The organism is Nostoc sp. EspVER01, assembly GCF_034530635.1.
Lineage (GTDB): Bacteria > Cyanobacteriota > Cyanobacteriia > Cyanobacteriales > Nostocaceae > Nostoc.
This window is the reverse complement of record NZ_JAVRCS010000002.1, coordinates 364,354-387,837: the sequence shown is the minus strand read 5'-3', so window position 1 is coordinate 387,837 and position 23,484 is coordinate 364,354. Positions and strand designations below refer to the sequence as shown.

General features: G+C 43.0%; 25 protein-coding genes and 1 tRNA gene. 12 read left to right on the top strand and 14 right to left on the bottom strand.

Annotated elements, in window-relative coordinates; all coding sequences use genetic code 11:
- Both RMX69_RS03750 and RMX69_RS03745 read left to right on the top strand, forming a co-directional pair.
- Nucleotides 1-3,065: CHAT domain-containing tetratricopeptide repeat protein (locus RMX69_RS03750; protein ID WP_322636542.1), on the top strand; the 3,065-nt coding region annotated here is incomplete at its 5' end.
- A 102-nt stretch (nucleotides 3,066-3,167) separates the two neighbouring features.
- Complete coding sequence (locus RMX69_RS03745; protein WP_322636541.1) at nucleotides 3,168-4,130, top strand: trypsin-like serine peptidase; 963 nt, start codon at nucleotides 3,168-3,170, stop codon at nucleotides 4,128-4,130.
- Nucleotides 4,131-4,313: 183 nt separating this feature from the next.
- Here RMX69_RS03745 and RMX69_RS03740 read toward each other — a convergent pair whose 3' ends face one another.
- Both RMX69_RS03740 and RMX69_RS29380 read right to left on the bottom strand, forming a co-directional pair.
- Nucleotides 4,314-4,526: a DUF6887 family protein gene (locus RMX69_RS03740; RefSeq protein ID WP_322636540.1), complete on the bottom strand. Its 213-nt coding sequence runs from the start codon at nucleotides 4,524-4,526 to the stop codon at nucleotides 4,314-4,316.
- The gene (locus RMX69_RS29380) at nucleotides 4,523-4,696 is read right to left on the bottom strand and encodes a DUF6888 family protein (protein WP_292706907.1); all 174 of its coding nucleotides are present in this window, start codon (nucleotides 4,694-4,696) and stop codon (nucleotides 4,523-4,525) included. The genes RMX69_RS03740 and RMX69_RS29380 overlap by 4 nt, the downstream gene beginning before the upstream one ends.
- A 325-nt stretch (nucleotides 4,697-5,021) precedes the next feature.
- On the opposite strand from RMX69_RS29380, the gene RMX69_RS03735 reads away from it, so the two are divergent.
- The 5 genes from RMX69_RS03735 (at nucleotide 5,022) to RMX69_RS03715 (ending at nucleotide 10,052) form a co-directional block, all read left to right on the top strand.
- On the top strand, nucleotides 5,022-6,005 hold the full coding sequence (locus RMX69_RS03735) for an alpha-ketoacid dehydrogenase subunit beta (protein ID WP_289795353.1): 984 nt from the start codon (nucleotides 5,022-5,024) through the stop codon (nucleotides 6,003-6,005).
- Nucleotides 6,006-6,152: 147 nt separating this feature from the next.
- Complete coding sequence (secD, locus tag RMX69_RS03730; protein WP_322636550.1) at nucleotides 6,153-7,565, top strand: protein translocase subunit SecD; 1,413 nt, start codon at nucleotides 6,153-6,155, stop codon at nucleotides 7,563-7,565.
- Nucleotides 7,562-8,551, top strand: a complete 990-nt coding sequence (gene secF / locus RMX69_RS03725) for a protein translocase subunit SecF (RefSeq protein WP_322636539.1) — start codon at nucleotides 7,562-7,564, stop codon at nucleotides 8,549-8,551. Before secD ends, secF begins: the two co-directional genes overlap by 4 nt.
- 264 nt (nucleotides 8,552-8,815) lie before the next feature.
- Nucleotides 8,816-9,229: a hypothetical protein gene (locus RMX69_RS03720; RefSeq protein ID WP_289795351.1), complete on the top strand. Its 414-nt coding sequence runs from the start codon at nucleotides 8,816-8,818 to the stop codon at nucleotides 9,227-9,229.
- A 352-nt stretch (nucleotides 9,230-9,581) separates the two neighbouring features.
- On the top strand, nucleotides 9,582-10,052 hold the full coding sequence (locus RMX69_RS03715; protein ID WP_289795350.1) for a GNAT family N-acetyltransferase: 471 nt from the start codon (nucleotides 9,582-9,584) through the stop codon (nucleotides 10,050-10,052).
- Here RMX69_RS03715 and RMX69_RS03710 read toward each other — a convergent pair.
- The 6 genes from RMX69_RS03710 to RMX69_RS03685 form a co-directional block, all read right to left on the bottom strand.
- Nucleotides 10,015-10,935 (bottom strand): sensor histidine kinase, encoded by a 921-nt coding sequence (locus tag RMX69_RS03710; protein ID WP_289795349.1) that lies wholly within the window; start codon nucleotides 10,933-10,935, stop codon nucleotides 10,015-10,017. The two genes, RMX69_RS03715 and RMX69_RS03710, sit on opposite strands and share 38 nt — an antisense overlap.
- A 97-nt stretch (nucleotides 10,936-11,032) precedes the next feature.
- Nucleotides 11,033-11,641 (bottom strand): L-threonylcarbamoyladenylate synthase, encoded by a 609-nt coding sequence (locus RMX69_RS03705; protein WP_322636538.1) that lies wholly within the window; start codon nucleotides 11,639-11,641, stop codon nucleotides 11,033-11,035.
- Between the two features lie 63 nt (nucleotides 11,642-11,704).
- Nucleotides 11,705-12,595 (bottom strand): peptide chain release factor N(5)-glutamine methyltransferase, encoded by an 891-nt coding sequence (prmC, locus tag RMX69_RS03700; protein WP_289795347.1) that lies wholly within the window; start codon nucleotides 12,593-12,595, stop codon nucleotides 11,705-11,707.
- A gap of 25 nt (nucleotides 12,596-12,620) precedes the next feature.
- Nucleotides 12,621-13,448, bottom strand: a complete 828-nt coding sequence (locus tag RMX69_RS03695) for a Tic22 family protein (RefSeq protein WP_289795346.1) — start codon at nucleotides 13,446-13,448, stop codon at nucleotides 12,621-12,623.
- Nucleotides 13,449-14,039: 591 nt separating this feature from the next.
- Nucleotides 14,040-14,113: transfer RNA gene (locus RMX69_RS03690), tRNA-Pro, on the bottom strand.
- Between the two features lie 301 nt (nucleotides 14,114-14,414).
- The gene (locus tag RMX69_RS03685) at nucleotides 14,415-14,966 is read right to left on the bottom strand and encodes a GNAT family N-acetyltransferase (protein WP_289795344.1); all 552 of its coding nucleotides are present in this window, start codon (nucleotides 14,964-14,966) and stop codon (nucleotides 14,415-14,417) included.
- A 485-nt stretch (nucleotides 14,967-15,451) separates the two neighbouring features.
- On the opposite strand from RMX69_RS03685, the gene RMX69_RS03680 reads away from it, so the two are divergent.
- Nucleotides 15,452-16,171, top strand: a complete 720-nt coding sequence (locus RMX69_RS03680) for a hypothetical protein (RefSeq protein WP_012410214.1) — start codon at nucleotides 15,452-15,454, stop codon at nucleotides 16,169-16,171.
- 129 nt (nucleotides 16,172-16,300) lie between these two features.
- A complete protein-coding gene (locus RMX69_RS03675; RefSeq protein ID WP_289795343.1) occupies nucleotides 16,301-17,218 on the top strand; it encodes an alpha/beta fold hydrolase in 918 nt (305 codons plus the stop codon).
- Nucleotides 17,219-17,411: 193 nt separating this feature from the next.
- Here the strand turns inward: RMX69_RS03675 and tsaD are convergent, their stop codons facing one another.
- Nucleotides 17,412-18,461, bottom strand: a complete 1,050-nt coding sequence (tsaD, locus tag RMX69_RS03670) for a tRNA (adenosine(37)-N6)-threonylcarbamoyltransferase complex transferase subunit TsaD (RefSeq protein ID WP_289795342.1) — start codon at nucleotides 18,459-18,461, stop codon at nucleotides 17,412-17,414.
- A gap of 270 nt (nucleotides 18,462-18,731) precedes the next feature.
- On the opposite strand from tsaD, the gene RMX69_RS03665 reads away from it, so the two are divergent.
- The 3 genes from RMX69_RS03665 (at nucleotide 18,732) to RMX69_RS03655 (ending at nucleotide 20,213) form a co-directional block, all read left to right on the top strand.
- On the top strand, nucleotides 18,732-19,226 hold the full coding sequence (locus RMX69_RS03665; protein WP_322636537.1) for a Photosystem I reaction center subunit III: 495 nt from the start codon (nucleotides 18,732-18,734) through the stop codon (nucleotides 19,224-19,226).
- A 39-nt stretch (nucleotides 19,227-19,265) separates the two neighbouring features.
- Nucleotides 19,266-19,415 (top strand): photosystem I reaction center subunit IX, encoded by a 150-nt coding sequence (psaJ, locus tag RMX69_RS03660; protein ID WP_289795340.1) that lies wholly within the window; start codon nucleotides 19,266-19,268, stop codon nucleotides 19,413-19,415.
- A gap of 276 nt (nucleotides 19,416-19,691) precedes the next feature.
- Nucleotides 19,692-20,213: a photosystem I reaction center protein subunit XI gene (locus RMX69_RS03655; RefSeq protein ID WP_289795339.1), complete on the top strand. Its 522-nt coding sequence runs from the start codon at nucleotides 19,692-19,694 to the stop codon at nucleotides 20,211-20,213.
- A 73-nt stretch (nucleotides 20,214-20,286) separates the two neighbouring features.
- Here the strand turns inward: RMX69_RS03655 and gmk are convergent, their stop codons facing one another.
- The 5 genes from gmk to pyrF all read right to left on the bottom strand — a co-directional run bounded on the left by gmk (nucleotide 20,287) and on the right by pyrF (nucleotide 23,477).
- Nucleotides 20,287-20,886, bottom strand: coding sequence for a guanylate kinase (gmk, locus tag RMX69_RS03650; RefSeq protein WP_289799893.1), 600 nt, complete (start codon nucleotides 20,884-20,886; stop codon nucleotides 20,287-20,289).
- A gap of 166 nt (nucleotides 20,887-21,052) precedes the next feature.
- Nucleotides 21,053-21,319, bottom strand: coding sequence for an extracellular matrix/biofilm regulator RemA (remA, locus tag RMX69_RS03645; protein ID WP_041233849.1), 267 nt, complete (start codon nucleotides 21,317-21,319; stop codon nucleotides 21,053-21,055).
- 257 nt (nucleotides 21,320-21,576) lie between these two features.
- The gene (locus RMX69_RS03640) at nucleotides 21,577-22,026 is read right to left on the bottom strand and encodes a DUF29 domain-containing protein (protein ID WP_289795338.1); all 450 of its coding nucleotides are present in this window, start codon (nucleotides 22,024-22,026) and stop codon (nucleotides 21,577-21,579) included.
- A gap of 42 nt (nucleotides 22,027-22,068) precedes the next feature.
- Nucleotides 22,069-22,749 carry a hypothetical protein gene (locus RMX69_RS03635; RefSeq protein ID WP_322636536.1) on the bottom strand — a complete coding sequence of 227 codons (681 nt, stop codon included), beginning with the start codon at nucleotides 22,747-22,749 and terminating at the stop codon, nucleotides 22,069-22,071.
- On the bottom strand, nucleotides 22,746-23,477 hold the full coding sequence (gene pyrF / locus RMX69_RS03630; protein ID WP_289795336.1) for an orotidine-5'-phosphate decarboxylase: 732 nt from the start codon (nucleotides 23,475-23,477) through the stop codon (nucleotides 22,746-22,748). Before pyrF ends, RMX69_RS03635 begins: the two co-directional genes overlap by 4 nt.
- Between the last annotated feature and the right edge of the window lie 7 nt (nucleotides 23,478-23,484).

The window sequence follows — 23,484 nt, the reverse complement described above, 5'->3', positions numbered from 1 at the left end:
ATTTAGGAGAAAAGCAAGAAGCACTCAAATACTACAACCAAGCTTTACCCATATACCGTGCAGTGGAGGACAAGGGAGGGGAAGCTAACACCCTCAACAATATTGGCAGTGTCTACTCCAATTTAGGAGAAAAGCAAGAAGCACTCAAATACTACAACCAAGCTTTACCCATACGCCGTGCAGTGGAGGACAAGGGAGGGGAAGCCACCACCCTCAGCAATATTGGCAGTGTCTACGACTCATTAGGAGAAAAGCAAGAAGCGCTCAAATACTACAACCAAGCTTTACCCATGCGCCGTGCAGTGGAGGACAAGGGAGGAGAAGCCACCACCCTCAATAATATTGGCAGTGTCTACCACTCATTAGGGGAAAACCAAGAAGCACTCAAATACTACAACCAAGCTTTACCCATACTCCGTGCAGTGGAGGACAAGCGAGGGGAAGCTAACACCCTCAGCAATATTGGCAGTGTCTACGACGATTTAGGAGAAAAGCAAGAAGCACTCAAATACTACAACCAAGCTTTACCCATACGCCGTGCAGTGGATGACAGGGGAGGGGAAGCCACCACCCTCAATAATATTGGCAGTGTCTACCACTCATTAGGAGAAAACCAAGAAGCACTCAAATACTACAACCAAGCTTTACCCATACTCCGTGCAGTGGAGGACAAGCGAGGGGAAGCTAACACCCTCAGCAATATTGGCAGTGTCTACGACGATTTAGGAGAAAAGCAAGAAGCACTCAAATACTACAACCAAGCTTTACCCATACGCCGTGCAGTGGATGACAGGGCAGGGGAAGCCACCACCCTCAATAATATTGGCTTAGTCTACGACGATTTAGGAGAAAAGCAAGAAGCACTCAAATACTACAACCAAGCTTTACCCATACGCCGTGCAGTGGATGACAGGGGAGGGGAAGCCACCACCCTCACTAATATTGGTAGTGTCTACCACTCATTAGGGGAAAACCAAGAAGCGCTCAAATACTACAACCAAGCTTTACCCATACTCCGTGCAGTGGAGGACAGGGGAGGGGAAGCTAACACCCTTAATAATATTGGCTTAGTCCACGACTCATTAGGGGAAAAGCAAGAAGCACTCAAATACCTCAACCAAGCTTTACCCATACGCCGTGCAGTGGACGACAGGGGAGGGGAAGCCATCACCCTCAACAATATTGGCGGTGTCTACTCCGATTTAGGGGAAAACCAAGAAGCGCTCAAATACTACAACCAAGCTTTACCCATACTCCGTGCAGTGGAGTACAAGCGAGGGGAAGCCACCACCCTTGTTAACATGGCTGCCCTAGAACGCGATCGCGGCAACTTCCAACAAGCCCAAACACATATTCAAGCAGCTATTGAAATCGTTGAAGATTTACGCACCAAAATTGCCAGTCAAGAACTGCGTACTTCCTATTTTGCCACCGTACAGGGTTATTATCGGTTATACATCGACCTGCTGATGCAGTTGCACAAAAAAGACCCATCTAAAGGATACGACGCTTTGGCACTGCATATTAGTGAGCGATCGCGTGCCAGAATTCTTTTAGAACTATTAACAGAAGCCAATGCCAAAATCCGTACAGGCGTTGACCCGAAACTACTAGCAGAAGAACAAAACTTGCAGCAGAAACTTGATGCTAGAGAGCAACTGCGTCAAGAGTTACCAAATCAAGCACCCACAACCGTAATCCAAAAGCTCGAAAAAGAAATTGCCGACCTCCGTAGCCAATACCGAGAACTACAAACCAAAATCCGTACAAGTAGCCCCAAGTATGCAGCACTGAAATATCCCGAACCTTTGAAATTAGCTCAAATTCAGCAACAACTCGATTCAGACACCCTGCTGTTGCAATATTCTTTGGGTAAAGAACGCAGCTATCTTTGGGCTGTCACTCCCAATTCTCTCGATACTTATGAATTACCTGGAAGCGAACAGATAGAGAAAGCTACAAATAATTTTCGCCAAAGTTTGGTAGTAGTTACAAACCCGAAGGATACTATCAAAGCTGCAACCCAACTGAGTCAAATCATCCTTGCACCTGTCGCTAAGAAGTTAGGGAAAAAACGCTTGGTAATTGTCGCTGATGGTGCTTTGCAAAATATTCCCTTTGCGGCATTAACTGACCTAAACCCCCAGGCTGCTTCTCTACCAGAGAAAAAGGGGGAGCAGAATAAACTCCCATCTCCTAACGGAGGCAGAAGGTTCAATTACCAACCCCTGCTCATAAATCATGAAATCGTCAATCTTTCTTCTGCCTCAACCATAGCCATACTCAGACAGGAAACCAAAGGACGCAAAGCCGCACCCAAAGCCCTAGCCATCCTCGCTGACCCGGTATTTACTGCTGATGTGCGGGTCACTGGCAAACCAGATAAAGATTCCTCAACTCCCGAATTAAACCTACAACGTTCTGCCTTAGAACGTTCTGCCTTAGAACGTTCTGCCAAAAATCTTAACCGCAACGGTTGGAAACGACTTGATGGTACTCGCCAAGAAGCAGAGGCAATTCTCAGACTCGTCTCGCCAAAAGATAGCCTACAAGCTTTTGATTTTGATGCTAACTACAACTGGGTAACTAACCCACAACTAAGTCAATACCGCATCATTCATTTTGCAACTCACGGCTTTGCCAACACCAGCAACCCAGAATTATCAGGCATTGTACTTTCGTTGGTAGACAAACAAGGTAAGCCCCAAAGAGGTTATCTGCGGCTCAACGATATCTTCAATCTGAATTTACCCGCCGAGTTGGTGGTGTTGAGTGCCTGTGAAACTGGGCTAGGTAAGGAAGTTCAGGGGGAAGGGTTGGTAGGTTTGACAAGAGGATTAATGTATGCAGGTTCACAACGACTAGTGGTGTCTTTATGGAAAGTTAACGATGAGGGAACTAAAGAATTGATGAGCGAATTTTATCGCCAAATGTGGCAGCAAGGTAAATCTCCTATTGCTGCTCTGAGAGATGCACAACTGTATTTGTGGCAACAGAAAGATTGGCAAGATCCCCGTTATTGGGCTGCTTTCACTCTGCAAGGTGAATGGCGAAATAATTCGTAATTCGTAATTCGTAATGACGCTCCTGCGTCGCTAACGCTGCGATAACGTAATTTTTAATTAATGATGAATTGGCAACTATTGATTAACAAAGGAGTTCTAACAATGACTAAAAAGCCTATCTACAAACAATTTTTTGCTCTCTTTTTCGCTGGAATTATTAGTGCGATAACTTTGGGCGGTTGGGTATCAGTTCATGCACAAGCACAGACAGAAACTCAAGAAAGTAAACCACCAACATTCAGCAAATTTCAAGAAGCATCTGAATTCAAACTACCCGCGAATGGAAACCCTTTTAAACCTTCTGACCTCAATCAGTCGAAAAAAGCTGATGAAGTCAACCGGGGAATACCTACTGGTAAAGATTATCGTATCCCCATGACTAGCAGAAAATATCCTTGGTCAACTATTGGTCGAGTCCAGGGTACAACAACTGATGCCAAAAACTATCATTGTACAGGAACTTTAATTGATGATGATATAGTTTTAACAAATGCCCATTGCGTTATTGACCCTGATACGCATAAATTAAGTCAAAAAATTCTGTTTATGCCAAATATGATTAATGGTGTTGCAGAGGATAAAGTTTTAGTGGAGCAAGTTGTTTACGGTACAGATTTCACTGATGACAAGCTCACAAATCAAATAAACGACTGGGCACTTCTCAAAATTAATCAGCCTCTCGGTCGGAAGTATGGTCATTTAGGCTGGAAATCTTTGCGTTCTTCGACTCTCATTAATAACCCAAAAACGTTATTCTTTGTTGGCTACTCTGGCGATTTTCCCAATCCTAAGAAAAAAGGCTATGAAGACCTGACTGCCGGTAGAGGATGGACTGCAAGCTTTGAAGCTGGGTGTAGCATTGTTGGGGAGGAGTCAGGGGTACTTTTGCATGATTGCGCTACCGCAGGTGGTTCTTCTGGCGGGCCTCTTATCGCCTATGTGGGTGAACAACCTTATATTATTGCCCTGAATAATGCTGAAATTAAGAACTTGGAAACCAATCAAGATATAACCAATCTGGCTGTAAAAATCGATTTCTTGGATAAGTTGGCTGCTGGTAATTAATCCTTAGTGATTTGAATTTAGTAGGACGTGCAAGATGCGTGTCCTACTAAATAATTAATTTCTCAAAGTTGCTTAAACACCTTTTGGGCAGATTTTCTAAGTAATATTACAGAGATAGAGGTTGACCTCCTTTGCAAGAGTGGAAGCGATCTATGATAAAATTTTTTGGAGGGTTGCCAGGGCTTAAGCTTGCTTTCGTAGTCTTTCTAGGTTCTGTTGATGTAACTCTGGGAAGTTTTCTAAATCATCTATTGACTGCGGCGCAGGAAAGATTACAGCGTCTTCAGAGGTGAATCTATCTAAATAAGTTTGAAAAGCTTGATCATCTTCTCTATGCTCAAGGATATATTGACGCAATTGGGCACGGGGCATTGTCATAAAATCTGGCTTACTCATACATATCTCCACTTCCCGTCTAGGTAAATTATAATTTCATTTTCCTCACCAGCGAGAATTACAAGATTTTTTGTTCGTTCATCGATTCGCACCAAAAACACAGGTAAATACATTTTAGTAGCCCAAAAACTTAAGATAAACAACGTTTTCAATTGTTCTACAGTAGGCATATTTAAATTATTGCTACAACAGATTTTTTACTTTGGTGTGAATTTCAGTCAGATCAGTATCTTTCAACTAGGAAGTTGTCTAAACACATTTTATGCAGATTGTCTCGGTGATAGTACAGAAATAGAGGATTCCTTCTTTGCCAGAGTGGGAGGCGATCGCTCCTAAAACCTCTAAAATCTATTTGATATAGTTATGGCAATCACTCGCTCTATGCTAGGGGCCGTTTATTTAAAAAACCTAAACTCTAACTAGTGCGATCGCTCACTGTATTTGTGACAGCAGCAGGATAAAATTCTAAAACCATAATCGTACTAAAAGGTCTAAATGGCAGAAACACTATTCTTCAACGCCTTACGGGAAGCCATTGATGAAGAAATGGCGCGTGACTCCAGCGTATTCGTTCTCGGTGAAGATGTTGGACACTACGGCGGTTCCTATAAAGTTACCAAAGACCTGTACCAAAAATATGGCGAACTCCGCATTCTAGATACCCCCATTGCTGAAAATAGCTTTACTGGGATGGCTGTGGGAGCCGCAATGACTGGCTTACGTCCGATCATTGAAGGCATGAACATGGGCTTTTTATTGCTCGCCTTCAATCAAATATCCAACAACGCTGGGATGCTGCGCTATACTTCCGGCGGTAACTTTAAAATTCCGATGGTAATTCGCGGCCCTGGCGGTGTAGGACGGCAGCTGGGTGCAGAACATTCCCAACGACTAGAAACCTACTTCCAAGCTGTGCCAGGGTTAAAGATTGTTGCTTGCTCCACACCAAGAAACGCCAAAGGACTCCTGAAATCCGCAATCCGCGATGATAATCCAGTGTTGTTCTTTGAACACGTTTTACTTTACAACTTGAAAGAAGATTTACCAGAAGAAGAATACCTGCTCCCTTTAGATAAAGCAGAAATTGTGCGTGAGGGAAAAGATGTCACAATTATCACTTATTCCAGAATGCGGCATCATGTGCTACAAGCAGTAAAAACTCTTGAAAAACAAGGATACGATCCAGAAGTTATCGATTTAATATCCCTCAAACCATTAGATTTTGATACCATTGGTGCATCAATACGTAAAACCCATAAAGTCATTGTTGTGGAAGAATCGATGCGAACTGCGGGTATTGGAGCAGAAGTCATCGCCTCAATCAACGATCGCTTTTTTGATGAATTGGATGCGCCAGTACTGCGGCTTTCTTCCCAAGATATTCCCACACCTTACAACGGCAATCTGGAACGACTAACAATCATCCAACCAGAGCAAATCGTAGAAGCTGTGGAAAAAATGGTAGCATTGCGAGTTTAAAAGTTAGGAGTTAGGAGTGAGGAGTTAAGAATTCAAGATTGAATTTACAACTCCTAACTCTCAACTACTAACTCCTAACTCTCAACTCCCAACTCATAACTCCTCAAAAGAACGCTATTATAGCGTTTGTCAGTTGCGAGTTATGGTATGCAAAGACAGCGATCGCTATTAATTTTGATTTTAGTCCTGATAATCGCCGCTATTACGGTGATTGCCACAATTCCGATACCTCTAGGGCTGGACTTGCGCGGAGGTTCACAGCTCACAATTCAGGTGAAACCATCAGCGGATATCCCCAAAATCACCGAACGAGAATTAGAAGGTGTGAAGAAAGTTGTCGAAGGCCGGATTAATGGTTTAGGTGTTTCTGAGCCAGTAATCCAAACAGTCGGCGCAGATAAAATACTGGTGCAACTACCAGGAGTCAACGATCCAGAACAAGCTGAACGGGTGCTAGGTGGTACAGCACAGTTAGAATTTCGTACCCAAAAGGCGAATACAGAAACTCAACTGCTTGCTTTTCAAGCATCAAGAGCTGAATTGAAATTCAAGCAAGAAGAATTAAGAAAGAGTACCGACAAAGCGGCAATTGTCAAGAATCAAGAAGACTTACAAAAAAATAATCAAGCGATCGCAGAATTGTTTGAAAGCACCGATCCACCACTAATTGGCAAATACCTCAAGGATGCCTATGGTGAACCCACTCAAGGTAACAACTGGAATGTTGCCATTCGCTTCGACCAAAAGGGTGGCGAACTGTTTGCCAATTTGACGAAAAATCTCGCCGGTACTGGGCGTAGCATTGGTGTCTTTCTAGACAATGAACTAATTAGCGCTCCTACCGTAGGTATAGAATTTGCCGCTACTGGGATTACCGGTGGTTCTGCCGTGATTACAGGACGTTTTACCGCCCAGCAAGCCAATGACTTAGGCGTGCAGTTACGCGGTGGCGCATTACCCGTACCTGTAGAAATCGCCGAAAGGCGGACAGTCGGAGCAACCTTGGGTAAAGATAGCATTCAAAGTAGTATTTATGCTGGAGTCGGTGGTTTGACTTTAGTATTAATATTCATGGTGGTTTACTATCGACTACCAGGATTGATTGCGGATATATCACTAGTGATCTACTCTCTCTTAACTTGGTCAACCTTTGCTTTGTTGGGCGTTACCCTAACTTTGCCGGGAATTGCTGGTTTTATTCTCAGTATTGGGATGGCAGTTGATGCCAATGTGCTAATTTTTGAAAGGACGCGGGAAGAATTGCGGGCGGGTAAATCTCTGTATCGTTCTGTAGAATCGGGTTTTTATCGGGCATTTTCTAGTATTTTAGATAGCAACGTCACGACATGGATTGCTTGCGCTGCACTGTTTTGGCTGGGGTCTGGTTTAGTCAAAGGCTTTGCTCTTACCTTAGCTTTGGGAGTAGCTGTGAGTATGTTTACCGCAATTACCTGTAGTCGGACATTGCTATTTTTGGCAATTTCAATTAATTCTTTGCGGAAGACAGAACTTTTCTATCCAAACCTGCCAGCGTCGAATAAGGCAGAGGTGACTCAATGAAACTAAGTATTAATAAATCGCGATCGCTTTGGTGGAGTATTTCTGCCGCTATCATCATCGCTGGTATCATCTCAATGGTGATTTCTTGGCAACAACCCAATATTCGCGCACCCTTACGCCCCGGTTTAGATTTTATCGGTGGTACGCGGTTGCAGTTTGTCCGAGATTGCACCAAACCCGGTAACTGCGACAAACCAATTGATATCAACGCTGTCCGGGAAGTAGCAAAAGCACAGGGACTAGGTGATAGCAGTATCCAACTTGTCTCAGAAAATGGTGCAGAAAATGGTGTACTAATTCGATCGAAAGATTTGAGTGTCGATCAGCGTACCAAATTACAAAACGCTTTGAGCGAAGAAATCGGCGTTTTTGACCCACAAAAGAACCAGATTGACTCCGTTGGCCCCACCTTGGGAAAAGAACTGTTTACATCGGGGATGTTAGCTCTGATAGTTTCCTTCATCGGTATTACTATCTACATGAGCTTCCGCTTCCAGTTAGATTATGCTGTGTTTGCGATCGTTGCCCTACTCCACGATATCTTGATCACAGTAGGGTCTTTTTCATTTTTGGGTTTGGTAGCAGGCATCGAAGTAGATAGCCTTTTTATCGTCGCCTTACTTACGATCACAGGTTTTTCTGTCAACGATACAGTGGTAATTTACGATCGCATTCGGGAAACCCTTAAAGTCCATCCCGAACAGCCGATTGCCGAAATTGTAGATGATGCGGTTAACCAAACATTGACAAGATCGATCAACACTACCTTAACTGTATTACTGACATTATCTGCAATCTTTCTATTTGGTGGGGAAACACTGAAATACTTTTCCCTCGCTTTGATTATTGGCTTCACAATGGGAGCTTATTCGAGTATTTTCATCGCCAGTACTCTTCTAACTTGGTGGCGAGAGCGTAAAGGGGAATCCCAGGTGTTAGACAATGCTGATTCAATTGATACATCTCCCAGTTCCCAGGATAGTTAAACTTGTGTATATTTCACAATTGGGTGAAAGCATTTTGAATTGCTCACCCACGCCTTGCAATTTTTTAAGAAGAATTCAGAACTCAGGAGCCAGAATTCAGTATGAATTTTGTATGACTGGGTAATGAATATTGGTTTAAAACCAAGCCGAATTGTGGGCGAAAGCAAATTCAAACATTATTGCCTTAAAACTCTATCCCTTCATGGGTCAAGTGTTCTGAATTCTGAATCCTGACTCCTGAATCCTGACTCCATTTATTCCCCTATGGATCAACCGGAAGAACGATTAAATACTGTCCCAGATTTTGAGAAATCTGACCCATCGTTTGCTCAACAAGTACAAAGGCTACATCAGCTAACAGTATATGGCAGGTGGCTATTTGTGGGCTGTTTATGGCTGACGATTGCGCCTGTCTCCTTGTGGGGTCTACGTACAGAAATTGCTCTGTGGCAACAATATTTTACCTGGGTGGCAGTGAGATTTGGATTATTCTACCATCCACTGTCTACCTTCGGTCTCGCCTTTTGTCTGGGGATGACTGCTGCTGTTTTAGTTTGGCAAAGTCGGAATATTCTACTTGGACTACCACCGCAGGAAAAACAACGTTTAGAAAAACAAGTTTATCGGATACGTCAACAGGGAAAAACTCATCCTCTATGGAAGTGGGTTTGTCATTAAATTTTCTTTCTCTACACGTACAGCAATTTATAGAAAAATATGAATTAACTCAAAGTTTAAATTAATGGGTAAGCAAGTTCGTAGTAAAGACTTGAGTCCTTAATTTTCTCAGCACTAAAGTGCTTAGGGATCTGCGGGTTAATAGCGTCGAAACTCGGTTTATTGGTACTTTATTTTCACGCAAGTCCCTTACTACCAACTTTTCATTACTAGCTTAGACATTGTACGAGACATCTGCTGAAAAAGAATGTAGAGATGTAGTAGTGCTAAGTCTCTACAATATTTCTGAATAATGCATATTTAATTTCACCAAATGTCTGCTCAAAGATACTGCTAAAAGTGGATGCCATACATGAACGATCTTCAGATTAAATTTAGCGATCGCAAGTCTGAAATTGACCTTTACCAACTCCAAGAACTGTTAAACGTTTCCGCTTTCTGGGCAAAGGGACGCAGTATTGAAGATTTAGGTATAGCTATTGCCAATAGTGAGCCAGTGATTTCCGTCTGGAATAGCGATCGGCTCATTGGCTTTGCTAGAGCAACATCTGATGGCATCTATCGCGCCACAATTTGGGATGTTGTGATTCATCCAGAGTATCAACATAGTGGGTTGGGAAGCAATTTAGTAGAAACTGTTTTGAGACATCCCCGGATGAAGTCGGTTGAGCGTGTTTACCTAATGACTACTCACCAGCAGGGTTTCTACGAAAAGATTGGTTTCCAAACCAACAGCACCACTACGATGGTGTTACACAATCAAGCTAACCGTGCTTTTGTTTCTGCTACAGAAGTTCAGTTTCAGGAATCACTAGGGGGATAGAGATTTGTAGTCTGGTAAGCTGTTGATGTGGTTCTTTCACAGTAGTCGAGGGCAAGATTTCTAACTTTCCTCCCATAACTTCCACCAAAGTTTGATTGATTAATAGTCTCATTCCTGGGGAAAGAGCAGCCTTTTTTTGTTCAATCTGAGCCAACCGATCTTCAAATTTGAGCAAATCAATCGGTTCGCTCGATGCTACAGCATGGGTTGGTAAATCTAGCCAAATGTTTACAAAATTGTTTGTAGGTAGAGTGCTAGTGGAAATACAAATGCTGCCTTCCTCCATCTGAGTAATGGCAGTGTCTATTAAACTTATCAATACTTGGCGGAGCCAGAGGTAATCTGTCAAAACATAAATTTCTGTGTCGGTGGGTAATAATTTTAAGGGAAAATTGCGATTTGCCGCCAGCATATAAGTTAAGTCATGAACCTCCTCTAAAATTTGGGCTAAGGGTCTGGGCTGAATATCTAATTTATTGGTGCCGTGTTCAGCTCTAGCAACGTTAAGAATTTCATCCATTAGCTTTAGCAACTTCAGCGTTCGCTCGTGAGCTTGGGCAATAAATTCTCGCTCTTCAGCTGGATTTTCACACAAATCTGACAAAATTAATTGATGTAAGCCAATCAAACCATTAAAAGGCGATCGCAATTCATGGGTAGTCCGCGCCAAAAAACCAGCTTTAAACTGGCTCATTTCCCTTGCCATCAGATATGCCAGCTGTGTTTGCTGTAGCTGTTGTGATATTAGTGACATATCCTGTTCAGCTGATGGCGCTACTGGGAATGAGCTAGATGAAACATTAGGCGTTCGCCCAAATAACTGACGGAAAACCATACCTAGTGCTATTCCTACTCCTAGATATATCCAGTTGCTCCAATTCATATCTGGCAATTATTAATTTGCTAATGAAGTACAACAGCGCAAACTAAAGTTTCAGATTTCTCTGTTGTTAACACCATGAAAACAACATTATAGCTACCTATACTTGGTTATCACTCGAAATCTCTAACTCGATCGCACCTTGTCGCAAAATTTGCCAATTTCTCCCTGTCCATTTTGCAACGGTGGAAGGTACACCTATCCCCTGTATTTCACCCTGGTATTCTGTCGTTGCTAAAGTCAAAACCTGGGGAAACTGAGTCTCAATTTCTGTCATTGTTTGCAAAGATGGCTGACCAGAAAAATTGGCGCTAGTGGTCGCAAGAGGGCCTGTTTGCGCCAAAATAGTTTGAGCGATCGCACTGTTAGGTACTCGAATCCCAATTGTTGTTGGATCGATGGGATTCATAACTTTTGGTAAGCGTTCACTCGCTGGCAAAACTAATGTCAGCCCTCCTGGCCAATATTTATCTGCTACTTCTTGCCAAACTTTATATTCATTCTCACTACCTTTGACATACGGCCACAAATCTTCAGCACTAGCCGCCATCAAAATCAAAGGTTTGTCTTGACTACGTTGCTTCGCCGCAAATATTAATGCTGCTTTTTCTGGTATCGCTGCAAGTGCCGGAACAGTATCCGTAGGAAAGCTCACCAAAAGACCAGCGCGTGCGCCACTAATTAGATTTATTAGAGAAACTTGGGTCATATTTACAAAATTAGGAGTTAGAAGTTAGGAGTAAAGAATTTCATAACTCATAACTCATCACTCCTAACTTTTGTAGGCCAGGGCAAAACGTTCAATTCCAGCTAAATCAGCGTGAATTTGAATTTTACAATAGCTACCTTGATTTTGTAAAAGTTCTCGCACTGCATCTGCTTGCCCTGTCATCATCTCAATTAGCCAGACGCCACCCGATTGCAAATAACTGGGGGAGACTTCGATCAAATGACGAATGCAATCTAAGCCATCAGCCCCACCATCCAAAGCTAGATGTGGTTCATGCTTTACTACTTCTGGTTGCAAAGTAGGTAAGGTGCTGGTGGGAATGTAAGGAGGGTTGGACACCATACCACTGAACTGACCTTTTAAGAATGCCAGTGGCTCCCACCAGGAACCTTGATAAAATTGAATCCGGTCAGCAAAACCCAAATTATCAGCGTTGGTTCGAGCGATCGCCAGAGCCTCTAAACTGTAATCAACTGCATGAATTGTGGCTTTTGGCAAGACATCTGCTAATCCGATGGCGATCGCACCACTCCCAGTACCCAAATCTGCCCAGTGTCCTGAAGCATTGCTAGCAGATGCTTCAGCTAAATCGATTAAACACTCTGTCTCTGGCCTGGGAATCAAAACCGCACTCGACACCGCAATTTTAAACTGACGCCAAGTTGTAGCTCCCGCAATATATTGCACTGGTAAGCGGTCATTTAATCGCCTCTGCCACAACTGTTCTAACTCTTCTAGCGGCAATTGCAGTTGAATTTGCGGCCAGTTTTTAAAAGACTCCAAACGTAGTGCCAAACGGTCTAAGCCAGCAACTTCCAGGAGCAGCCAATCTACTTCCATTGGTGGGACATCAGTGGCGATCGCTGCTTTGAGAGCTGCATTCCGCCACTGCCAAAGTTGTAAACCAGAGACTATCAGATGTTTCTCCCCCATATCTCAACCTTGGAACGCATATCCGTTATTTTTTCGGAGCGGCGGCAGGAGCTGGCTTGGCAGCGGGTGATTGATTTGGCGCCAGGGAGCGAATAAAGTTGATCGACTCCCGTGATGGATACAGAACAATTTTATTGATACTAGGATCGCTGCTGCTATTGAGAGCTTCCATAACACCGTACAAATCCACCACCTGAATTTCAGTATTGGCTCCTTCCTTTGGCACGGCTTTTTTGAATTCTTCTAACAGAGCCACTGCTTGTTCTTTCTCAAAAAAGAAAGGGATGTATCGTTCATTACCTTTAGCAAGGGGAATAGTCAAATAGCTATTATCTTTCTTAAATTTAGGTACAAATAAGGGAATACCATTGAATTGCTCTCCCTTTTTACCATTTTGATTGAGCATACTTGTTGCCGAGGCTACTTGCTGTTGCGTCGGCACTAAAGTATAAATCACAGAATCTGATTTCTTTTTGCTTTCTTGGACTATTTTATAGTAGTCTGCCAAGGACAAAGGTCTAACCTGTAGAGTGCTTGCTAACTGGGGATTTTCTTTTTTGAGGCGATTGTCAAGGAATTTTTGAGCATCTTGCTTGCTAATAAAAAATCCCACTTGTGATACAGGCTTGGATGCGTTGTTTGCGTTGTTTCTCGAAAGAACTACGAATTCGCCTTTAGGATTGGTGAGCGTGAATACAGGCACTTCTTGGAGCTTTTTCACTACCTGATCTTGTGGCAGAGCGATCGCCTCTAGATTGCCCATTCCTGGTAGATTGCCTATTCCTGAAAGCCCCGTTAAAAATACACTGCCAGCTATACCCAATGTTGCGCCTAAGCGAATAAATGATTTCATGACTGCTCCTCGCATCAATAGTCCAATTAAATTAACAAATGGTTGGATTTGCACAGCACCAACTAGCTTTAGTTATATAGCAATCTATTTCAGTTGTGAAAAATTCATTATGCGCGTTGAGGTTGAGTGTTAAGCTCAACGGTCAAAATCCAATGTTCCCTAACTATTTATAGTTACTGTAGTATCGTTTTCACAAATTGGCTGTGCTAACGTTGTGTTTTTCGAGGTTTTGCTTCGCTATATGACCGCGAAATGCCGTAGATGCTTATTATATGTCTTCTCAAACAGCAAAAACTCTCTCCATCTCTCCAACCTTGGAGATGATAAATGCCATTTTATCGGCTTTTTCTAAAATTAGTTGACGCTATTAGTTAATCAATCGTTCCATCTGCGATTGCTTTAATATCTTCTCAAATCTATACAAAGCTCAGTGTTAAAAATCACCTTACTACTTAACTGCAAAATTTACCTGTTAAGCCTCAACAGGAAAACAGCTTAATTGGTCTTCTCCATAAAAATATCCAATTAAATTGCAGATGTTAGCAAATAAAACCTACCTAACTGCTCTAACTATTAACTATATTAATTAAATCGGGATGACAGGATTTGAACCTGCGGCATCCTGCTCCCAAAGCAGGCGCGCTACCAAGCTGCGCTACATCCCGTTATACTCATCCGCTTTTTTGGGTTTAGTTTTAGCTTTCCATCAAAGCGATCGCGCTTTCACAAAAGCATTAAGGCAATCATATCACATAACATCGCTCATGCCTAATATATTTATATCTTCTGCAAATAGTAGCTAGATTAGATATTTAGACTCACAAAGGTTTGTCTGCCGACTTAGTTTTACAAGAGATATTACTTGTGCGTTCGTCGGCTAAACCTCGTCAAACCAAATTTAAATAATAGATTTGTACTACTATACCTGACTTTATTGTGCGAATCGGGTTTTATTTGGATTGAGCATTAGTGAGGATACCAGAACATACCTTTGATACCTTCTGGATCAGCCATAAACCCCATAGTTCGGTAGAAATCTACAACATGGGGATCAGCGAAGAGAGTGACATTACTAATTTCTTCACTCCTAAGTTTTTTGAGAACGTATTTCATCAGCGCTTTTCCCAGTCCTTGACTTTGAAAGTCTGGGTGAACCACTACATCCCAAATAGTGGCATTAAAGGCGTGATCTGAGGTAGCACGGGCAAAACCAATGAGCCGCTTTTGGTTTCCTCTCACTTGCCACATTGAGGCAACGAGAAAACTATGCTCAATAGCTTTTTTTACTTTTCTTAGAGGACGACGCGACCAACCAACTGCATCACAGAGTTCTTCTAGCTCATATAGGTCAATATCTCGTTCCGTACTGAAGACGATCCGAGCCTCCTTTGAAGCAGCTTCGCTAATACTACTGGGGCTGGAGTTGCCCGCAGTTTCCGCGGTATGCTCTTCAAAGAGGTTTGTCCTACTTGTCCCTACAGATTCAGGAGTACTAAACCAAGTTTTCCAAAAACCCATGCCAACGCGGTTCGGGTAGTATAACTGAATTGGTTTCCACTCTCAGGAGTGTTGATTCACTTTTAACATCGCTACTCCCATTTATTACCCTTTACACTCAAAGTTTTTCGGTTGTTTTCGGGATTTGCAATGGTAGCAGCCAGTTAGAGCGTGTTTCACACCAATCATTTTCAACTTTAGCATTTTGTTGTAAAGGCTAGGAGAAATTCACTAAAAGGGTAAGGATATAAACAATTCAAAATTTAAAATTCATAATGGAAAAACCTAATCCTGGCAATTGCTCGTATAGAGCTTAAATGCACGTTAGCTTAGGAATGAATTGTATACACGGGATTGGGCATTGATAAAGAGGCAGAGGGGCGGGGTGTAGGGTAAAACTCTTCTCCCTTGATCCCTCCTCTCAGTCCCCAATCCCCAGTCCTTAACACCCAGCCCCCAACACCCAGCCCCCAGATGACGAAAGCAAGCGAGTCTTACCTTTAACAATGGCTTCTGGTTTAAAATCTTCGACACTGGAACTCCTAAAGCGCTTTAACCGAGCGTTTCCCCAGTTTTATGAGCAATTCGTCAGTAGTGAAATTCAACTGCAAAATTTGCGGTTAGCCTACCGTCTCTATAAAACTAGACGCGCTGTTATTGAGCTGAAACCGGAAGGTAGCAAAAGTGCCCTGCATTTTGCTTACCGCAACCAGTCTTTTCTCCTCAGCGATATTTTTGGTGTACTAGCAGCTTATGGGTTGACTATCCACGGTTTAAGTCTATACGGTCAAATCCGTCCGCCAATGTTAGTTTTTATCAAACTGTTGGTATCTCGTGGTAGTAAAGCCTTGACCGAGAAAACCGCAGAAAATGTTTGTCGCGCCATTCGCGAGGCTTTAGGAGGTCGGTTTGAGGTAGAAGAGATGCTGGCAGTAGAATTTAATCTTGACACTGGCTTAGAGCAGGTACAAACTGAATTCTATGTAGATCCGGTATTTCATCTCCCTGCCTTAGTGATTGAAGCTGATAATCAACCAGGATTATTCTACAAAGTAATGTACGCTATCTGGCAGGAAGACCTTCTGGTAGTCAATGCGAATTTACTGGTTTGGCGCGGACGTACACGGCTAATTCTCTACTTGTTAGGGCCGAATGAAAGTCTCATTCCTGAATATCTGGGTCACAAAATTGCTGAAGGAGTGCGACAGAGGTTGCTGGGTAAATAAAAAAAGTGAAAAGTTATGAGTTATGAGTTATGAGTTATGAGTTATGAGTTAAAAATTCCTCACTCCTAACTTCTAACTCTTTCTACTTTAGTATTTAGTCGCACCCGTCCTTAAGGGTACGATACAAGTATGGCAACTATCGAAATCTTGGGCGTTCCACACGCATACGAGCTAACGGCTCCCACTTCCTGCCCCCATGCTTTAGTATTTATCCACGGTTGGCTCAATAGCCGTGGATATTGGCAACCTGTGATTTCCCGCCTATCAGATGATTTGCAGTGCCTGTCCTATGATTTGCGGGGTTTTGGTGAATCCCAATCCCAGGTAAAAACTGATTTTAGTCGAGCACAAACGTCTTTGAGTCTGACGCCCATCTCCAGTAGTACGGCTGACTCATCTTTCGATTCTCTTTATACTCCTGCTGCGTATACTCAAGATTTAGCAGCTCTCCTGAAACAGCTAAATATTACGAGTGCTTGGCTAATTGGTCATTCATTAGGGGGGACGATCGCTCTTTGGGGAGCAGATCAAATGCCTGAGTGTGTTAAGGGAGTTATCTGTATCAACGCTGGCGGTGGTATTTATCTCAAAGAAGCCTTTGAGCAGTTTCGCTCGGCGGGTCAGAAATTTTTGCAAGTCCGTCCGCGCTGGCTGTCCCAAGTGCCTTTGATTGATTTGCTGTTTACCAGAGCTAGTGTGGCTCGTCCTTTGGAGCGCTATTGGGCACGTCAGCGAGTAATAGATTTCGTTGTGGCTGATCCAGAAGCAGCTCTGGGAACTCTGTTAGACTCCACAACTGAAGAAGAAATCAATCGTTTACCTGAGTTAGTATCTCAACTTAAGCAGCCAGTTTATTTTTTGGCTGGCGCGGAAGACAAGGTTATGGAACCCAAGTATGTGCGCCATTTAGCGAGCTTTCACAGGCTTTTTCAATATTGTGGTGACAATGTTCTGGAAATTCCTAATTGTGGACACCTGGCTATGTTGGAACAGCCGGATGCAGTGGCCGATCACATCCGGGCGATAGTCAATAGTTATAGAGTATAGGGAATTGGGGATTGGGGATTGGGCAAAACAGTGCTGAGTGCTGAGTTAGGAGTTAGGAGTTAGGAGTTAGGAGTTAAGAGTTATTCTCCCCTCTGCCCCACTCAAGACTCGAAACTCGGAACTCAGCACTCTTGAGGGGCATTGGGCATTGGTAGTTATAAATGACAAATGACAAATGACAAATGACAAACGACTACTCAACAGGTTGATACAACTTCATCACCTGAGTAAGCCCTAGCCTAGACTCAACGCCCAGTGTAAGGGGCGATGTATGATCACGGGATAGATGGTCAGCGGCGGCACAGCCAATCATGGCGGCGTTATCGGTACAGAATTTTAGAGGTGGGAATAAGACGCGTAGGTTATGTTTAACGGCGGCGGCTTGGAGGTTTTTTCTCAACCCGCTATTAGCTGCTACACCGCCACCAATGGCAATTGTGTCTAGACCATAGTCTAGGGCACAGGCGATCGCTCTTTTAGTTAGCGATCGCGCTACCGCATCCTGAAAGCTAGCTGCTACATCTGCCACTGGTACTTGTCCACGATCTTTCTCTAACTGCTGCACTAAACGTAATACAGCCGTTTTTAACCCACTAAAACTCGCATCATAACGATGAAACCCCCCACCGGGTAGAGAAACTCTTCCTTCCGGTAAAGCAAAGGCTTGAGGATTACCCTGCTGTGCCAACTTGTCAATCACTGGCCCACCGGGATAACCCAGCTTTAACAATCGCGCCACTTTATCAAAGGCTTCACCCGCAGCATCATCACGGGTTTGTCCCAGAGTTTCGTAAATACCACAATCTTTGACATAAATCAAGCTTGTATGTCCGCCTGAAACCAGTAAGCTAAGAAAAGGGGGATTTAAAGTTGATTCGCTCAAGTAAGTTGCGTAAATGTGACCTTCAAGGTGATGAACTCCCAAAAATGGTTTGTTATGTACCATCGCTAGGGTTTTGGCAGCAGTTAACCCCACCAATAGCGCTCCTACGAGTCCAGGGGCACAAGTGGCAGCAATTGCGTCAATTTGTCCCCAATCTAGTTGGGCTTGCTCTAAGGCTTGTGCGATCGCTTCATTGATAGTTTCCAGGTGCTGGCGAGAGGCTACTTCTGGCACTACCCCGCCATACTGCTGGTGTACTGGAATTTGCGAGGATACAATACTACTGCAAACTTTACGATTGTTAACAATTGCGACGGCTGTTTCATCACAACTGGTTTCTATTGCTAAAACGGTTGTCATTGAGAGTGCTGAGTGCTGAGTCCTGAGTCCTGAATAGTAGAGAAAAAATCTTGCTTCTTTACTACCCTACAACAACTCTTATACTTAGCACTCGGAACTCAGCACTCAGCACTAATTTTGGTTGAGAAGCTTTAACTTTTATTTACTTAAACTTTACTCGGTTCCCACCCAAGAGTATGATGACTTCCTAGTTATGCAAATAAACAACTGTACAAGCCGCTTCGTTTTGTACAAAGAACTTCTTGTTTTGTAATAAAAGGAAACAACTCTATGCGACGATTGTTTGCTTTGATGTTAGCGATTAGTCTTTGGTTCAATTTTGCCCCCCCAGCACAAGCTTTAGGGGCTAATTTGACACCGTGTAAAGACAATCCCGCTTTTCAAGAGCTAGCAGCTAATGCCCGTAACACCACCGCCGATCCCCAATCAGGGAAAAAGCGGTTTGAGCGTTATTCTCAGGCGCTATGCGGCCCTGAAGGATACCCACACTTGATTGTTGATGGTCGTCTAGATCGTGCTGGTGACTTTTTGATCCCTAGCATTTTGTTTCTATATATTGCTGGTTGGATTGGTTGGGTAGGGCGTGCCTATCTGCAAGCAATCAAAAAGGAATCTGACACTGAACTAAAAGAAATCCAAATCGATCTTGGTTTGGCACTACCCATCATGGCTTCAGGCTTTGCTTGGCCAGCAGCAGCAGTCCAAGAATTGCTCTCTGGAAAATTAGCAGCTAAGGATTCAGAAATCCCTATTTCTCCACGCTAAATCAGCTTAATTAATTCATTCGTTTTGGAGACTAAATTCATGGCAGACAAAGGCGATCAATCAGCTTATTTGATTAAATTCATTTCCACAGCGCCCGTGGCCGCTACCATCTGGATGACGATCACAGCAGGTATCTTGATTGAATTCAACCGCTTTTTCCCCGACCTACTTTTCCACCCACTGCCATAAGTGTTAAATGGAATTTAGGACTGTTGAATCAATGTCTTGTTTTTTGCTTAATATTGTGTAGTTGATGTATTCAGCTTAGTTAGGCAGAATTATCACCAAAATATGCAGCAAAAATAGTTTTTTGAAACTCGTGATACTGTTTACAGATCGCGAGTTTCACGGTTTTAAAATCAGCTAAATTAATTTTTCTAAACTTATTAAACAAAATGCTTCTTTAGCCACAATTATTATTAATATAAAAATGCCACCATTTTAATTTAGAGGCGAACATAAAATATGGCACAAGCAGTAGATGCATCAAAGAATCTTGCCAGCGATCCCAGAAATCGGGAAGTTGTTTTTCCCGCATTTGGCGATCCACAGATAGGCAACCTAGAAACGCCGGTTAATTCTTCTCCCTTGATCAAGGGGTTTATTAATAATTTACCTGCTTATCGCCCAGGTCTGGCTCCTGCTAGACGCGGTTTAGAAGTTGGTATGGCTCATGGTTACTGGCTATTTGGCCCCTTTGCCAAATTAGGCCCACTGCGGGACACAGATAATGCTAACTTAGCTGGGTTACTGGGAGGTATCGGCCTGGTTGTTGTTCTTACTGGCGCCCTATCGCTGTATGCCAATAGCAATCCACCCAAAGCACTTCCTAGTGTTACAGTACCTAAGCCACCAGCAGATGCCTTTAACTCTAAAGAAAGCTGGAACAACTTCGCCAGTTCTTTCTTGATTGGTGGTATTGGTGGTGCAGTAGTTGCTTACTTTTTAACTAGTAATTTAGCACTAATTCAAGGTCTATTTGGTTAATTACTAGAAGTTAGAAGTTAGGAGTTAGGAGTTAGGAGTTTAAATTCATGACTTCTAACTCTTAACTCCTAACTTATTTAAACAAAACAGCTTCAATATCATTTAAAGCAGTTTCAAAATCGTCATTAACGATTTGAATATCAAATTCATCTGCGGCTTGAATTTCTTCTTGGGCGCGGAGCAGACGGCGGGCGATCGCTTCTTCAGAGTCTTGGGCGCGAGAGCGTATTCGTTTCTCTAATTCATCAAAGGAAGGCGGTAAAATAAAAATGCTGAGGGCACTGGGGAAGGAAGCACGAATTTGTCTTGCCCCTTCTAGTTCAATTTCCAGCACCACCAACTTACCGGCATGAATTTGGTTAAGTACAGCTTCACGGGGTGTGCCGTAATAGTTACCAGCAAATTCTGCCGATTCTAAAAATTCACCTTCAGCAACTAATTGTTCAAACTTACTGCGGCTAATGAAGTAATAACTTTTGCCATCGATTTCCCCTGGACGGGGAGAACGAGTTGTCACCGATACGGAATAATAGAGTTCTGGATGACGCTCTAGGAGCGATCGCATTAAAGTGCCTTTACCGACCCCACTGGGGCCAGTTAAAACAATTAACCTGCCTAAATGTAAGCATTCTTCGGTAGTCGCACTACTCTGGATGGGTAAAACTGGCATCATCCCTTCAACCTGTGAATCAATCAATACATATTATTCATTAGTCTTGTGTTCCTGGTCTAGTCCACTGGTGACTAAAGAATTTGTAGCAAGAGTGACAGAAAATTTGTCTAATTCACATGGTACTACCGATACGGTGCAAAGAGGAGTGGGAAAAACCCACTGCTAGTCAATTATCTACAGTTTGATGCTCGCGAGAAATCACAAAGCGATTCGCTACCGTTTCCGGCTGAATCGCTGACAAAATTACGTGGCTGGAATCGGTAATAATTACAGCTCTAGTCCGACGACCGTAAGTTGCATCAATCAGTTGACCTCTGTCTCGTGCATCGGTAATAATCCGCTTAATCGGGGCAGACTCTGGACTGACAATGGCAACTACTCGGTTGGCAGACACGATGTTACCAAAGCCGATGTTGATTAACTGAATGTCCATAAAAAAAACTGACGCTAAACGCGGTTTGATAAAGCTTGAAATAAACTTCTTTCCATGTTATCGCCAAAAAACGGGAGTTACAACGCTTAAATTCAAGCCAGTCTAGGTTTTTAAATAATGTCTCCTTCTTTTAGCTATTTATCAGCTATTTTTCCTAAAAATATTCCTAAAGATACAGGTGTAATTCCGCTGATCCAAGCTAGTTAGATGATGTATTTTTATCTTTATGTAAAGAGACTAGTACCGCAAAACGGAATTCAAAATTCAAATGGTGGTAAATAATCCACATCTAAAATTTGCTCAATGCTATAAGGACAAGTTTGCGGAAAACAATTCAATCCACTTTTCTTTTTTGCTTGTCGTAGCGCATCAATGTAGACTTCTTCAAGCACTGTGAGCAGATAGTTGTAGAGGTTTTTAGATTTAGTTAATTTCCTGAGTTCCACCCGAAAATTATCAATTTCCACTTCCCAATGATTTTTACATTCAGGGAGGCTCCAATGTTGATACAAAAGCAAATGTTTGAGAAGTTGCAGTAAATAACTTTCGAGCTTGTGCTTCTGTTCATTAACCAATCTTTCAATCTCCTCAATCAAATGATCCCAATCAAGATACTCTAAATCTCTTTCTTGCAATTGTTTCAATGTAGTTTCTAACCACAAGTGATAATCCTGTTTATAGAGAATTTGAGTAAGTATTTTAGACATTATTTAATATTCTCCTAATTTACGAAGATTTGGAATTAGGTTTTATTGACGTAAACTTCCAGCTTCACAATCGCGCAACCAAGCTTTAACCCCTTGGGCAACAGTACCGTTACTACTATCGCGTGGGGGAGATAGTGGCTGCTGTTCTGAATGGGAACCAGCTTGAGAAAACATCATTACTAGTTGCCAACCACTTTGAGTCTTAGTCAATAACAACCAGTGAAATTGTTGCAATTCTACAACTTTATTTCCTATGTACTGCCGCTCCAAGGTAGTAAAGAAAACTTGCTCAACTCCTGATGCAGCGCTTTTAGACGTATCTGCACTATATTCTTCAAGGTTAAGGGGCAGAGGAGTAAACTCAGGTCTTCCTGCCACTAACATATAACTGTAAACCTGACTGCTTCTACTCAGGCGGCGGGCGCGTTGACTAGCGCGATTGGTATAACTAGGTAATTTTTGCAGTAACTGTATAGTTAATGTTTCTAAATTTTGCTCAGAACACAAAGACCTCGCGCCACTGTTGACATTTTCCCTTTCTGCGATCGCCGAGGGTTTAGGGGTGGGGTTTATCGAGAAGGCTGGGTAGGCAAAGCTATTTGAGACTACAACCCAGAAGCCACAAGCAAACAGGAAACTATAATTTTTCTGACTAAGTGAAGAGGCAGGATTGCTCTCCCCTGCGCCCTGGACTCTCAGTGTCTCACTAACTCTTAGCTTCATGCCACCGTGGTTAACTCCTCAGAAATCCTCTTCCAGGCTAGCTCAGGCTCAGTAGCAGTGGTGATGGGACGCCCAATCACGAGATAATCTGCACCGGCAATAATTGCTTGGGCTGGAGTGAGCGATCGCTTTTGATCGCCAATATCAGCCCAAGTTGGTCTAACTCCCGGACAAACTAGCAAAAAGTCATTTCCACAAGTTTGTCGTAGCTGTGCCACCTCTTGAGGCGAACAAACTACCCCATCCAAACCAGATTCCTGAGCCAGCAGGGCCATTTCTAGAGCATATTCTGGCAATTCTAGGGGAATTTTTAAATCAAATGCCAACTGCCGAGCAGAAATGCTCGTTAGCAGGGTAATCGCAATTAACTTTGGTGGTTGTACACATGCTTTTGCAGCCCCTTCCTGTGCCGCCTCAGTTGCGGCTTTCAGGGCATCTCTACCAGCAGTAGCATGAATTGTCAGTAAATCCACTCCATATCTAGCTGCACTCCGGCAAGCACCAGCAACGGTATTGGGGATATCATCAAACTTTAAATCCAAGAAAATGCGCTTTTGCCGAGACTTTAACTCTTCCAGAATTCTCGGGCCAGTGCTGGTAAACAACTCTAAACCGACTTTCCACCAAACTACTTGCGGTAGCCGATCTATAAGAGCGATCGCACTTTGTTCATCTGGCACATCCAAAGCCACAATAACTCGTTGTTCTACCTGTTCCCTATTCTCCATTCCCCAC

What these genes read in the sequence shown, in the direction of transcription:
- RMX69_RS03745 (WP_322636541.1), top strand. Translation starts at nt 3,168, where the DNA reads ATGACTAAAAAGCCTATCTACAAACAATTTTTTGCTCTCTTTTTCGCT.
- RMX69_RS03740 (WP_322636540.1), bottom strand. Translation starts at nt 4,526, where the DNA reads ATGAGTAAGCCAGATTTTATGACAATGCCCCGTGCCCAATTGCGTCAA.
- RMX69_RS29380 (WP_292706907.1), bottom strand. Translation starts at nt 4,696, where the DNA reads ATGCCTACTGTAGAACAATTGAAAACGTTGTTTATCTTAAGTTTTTGG.
- RMX69_RS03735 (WP_289795353.1), top strand. Translation starts at nt 5,022, where the DNA reads ATGGCAGAAACACTATTCTTCAACGCCTTACGGGAAGCCATTGATGAA.
- secD (WP_322636550.1), top strand. Translation starts at nt 6,153, where the DNA reads ATGCAAAGACAGCGATCGCTATTAATTTTGATTTTAGTCCTGATAATC.
- secF (WP_322636539.1), top strand. Translation starts at nt 7,562, where the DNA reads ATGAAACTAAGTATTAATAAATCGCGATCGCTTTGGTGGAGTATTTCT.
- RMX69_RS03720 (WP_289795351.1), top strand. Translation starts at nt 8,816, where the DNA reads ATGGATCAACCGGAAGAACGATTAAATACTGTCCCAGATTTTGAGAAA.
- RMX69_RS03715 (WP_289795350.1), top strand. Translation starts at nt 9,582, where the DNA reads ATGAACGATCTTCAGATTAAATTTAGCGATCGCAAGTCTGAAATTGAC.
- RMX69_RS03710 (WP_289795349.1), bottom strand. Translation starts at nt 10,935, where the DNA reads ATGAATTGGAGCAACTGGATATATCTAGGAGTAGGAATAGCACTAGGT.
- RMX69_RS03705 (WP_322636538.1), bottom strand. Translation starts at nt 11,641, where the DNA reads ATGACCCAAGTTTCTCTAATAAATCTAATTAGTGGCGCACGCGCTGGT.
- prmC (WP_289795347.1), bottom strand. Translation starts at nt 12,595, where the DNA reads ATGGGGGAGAAACATCTGATAGTCTCTGGTTTACAACTTTGGCAGTGG.
- RMX69_RS03695 (WP_289795346.1), bottom strand. Translation starts at nt 13,448, where the DNA reads ATGAAATCATTTATTCGCTTAGGCGCAACATTGGGTATAGCTGGCAGT.
- RMX69_RS03685 (WP_289795344.1), bottom strand. Translation starts at nt 14,966, where the DNA reads ATGGGTTTTTGGAAAACTTGGTTTAGTACTCCTGAATCTGTAGGGACA.
- RMX69_RS03680 (WP_012410214.1), top strand. Translation starts at nt 15,452, where the DNA reads ATGGCTTCTGGTTTAAAATCTTCGACACTGGAACTCCTAAAGCGCTTT.
- RMX69_RS03675 (WP_289795343.1), top strand. Translation starts at nt 16,301, where the DNA reads ATGGCAACTATCGAAATCTTGGGCGTTCCACACGCATACGAGCTAACG.
- tsaD (WP_289795342.1), bottom strand. Translation starts at nt 18,461, where the DNA reads ATGACAACCGTTTTAGCAATAGAAACCAGTTGTGATGAAACAGCCGTC.
- RMX69_RS03665 (WP_322636537.1), top strand. Translation starts at nt 18,732, where the DNA reads ATGCGACGATTGTTTGCTTTGATGTTAGCGATTAGTCTTTGGTTCAAT.
- psaJ (WP_289795340.1), top strand. Translation starts at nt 19,266, where the DNA reads ATGGCAGACAAAGGCGATCAATCAGCTTATTTGATTAAATTCATTTCC.
- RMX69_RS03655 (WP_289795339.1), top strand. Translation starts at nt 19,692, where the DNA reads ATGGCACAAGCAGTAGATGCATCAAAGAATCTTGCCAGCGATCCCAGA.
- gmk (WP_289799893.1), bottom strand. Translation starts at nt 20,886, where the DNA reads ATGATGCCAGTTTTACCCATCCAGAGTAGTGCGACTACCGAAGAATGC.
- remA (WP_041233849.1), bottom strand. Translation starts at nt 21,319, where the DNA reads ATGGACATTCAGTTAATCAACATCGGCTTTGGTAACATCGTGTCTGCC.
- RMX69_RS03640 (WP_289795338.1), bottom strand. Translation starts at nt 22,026, where the DNA reads ATGTCTAAAATACTTACTCAAATTCTCTATAAACAGGATTATCACTTG.
- RMX69_RS03635 (WP_322636536.1), bottom strand. Translation starts at nt 22,749, where the DNA reads ATGAAGCTAAGAGTTAGTGAGACACTGAGAGTCCAGGGCGCAGGGGAG.
- pyrF (WP_289795336.1), bottom strand. Translation starts at nt 23,477, where the DNA reads ATGGAGAATAGGGAACAGGTAGAACAACGAGTTATTGTGGCTTTGGAT.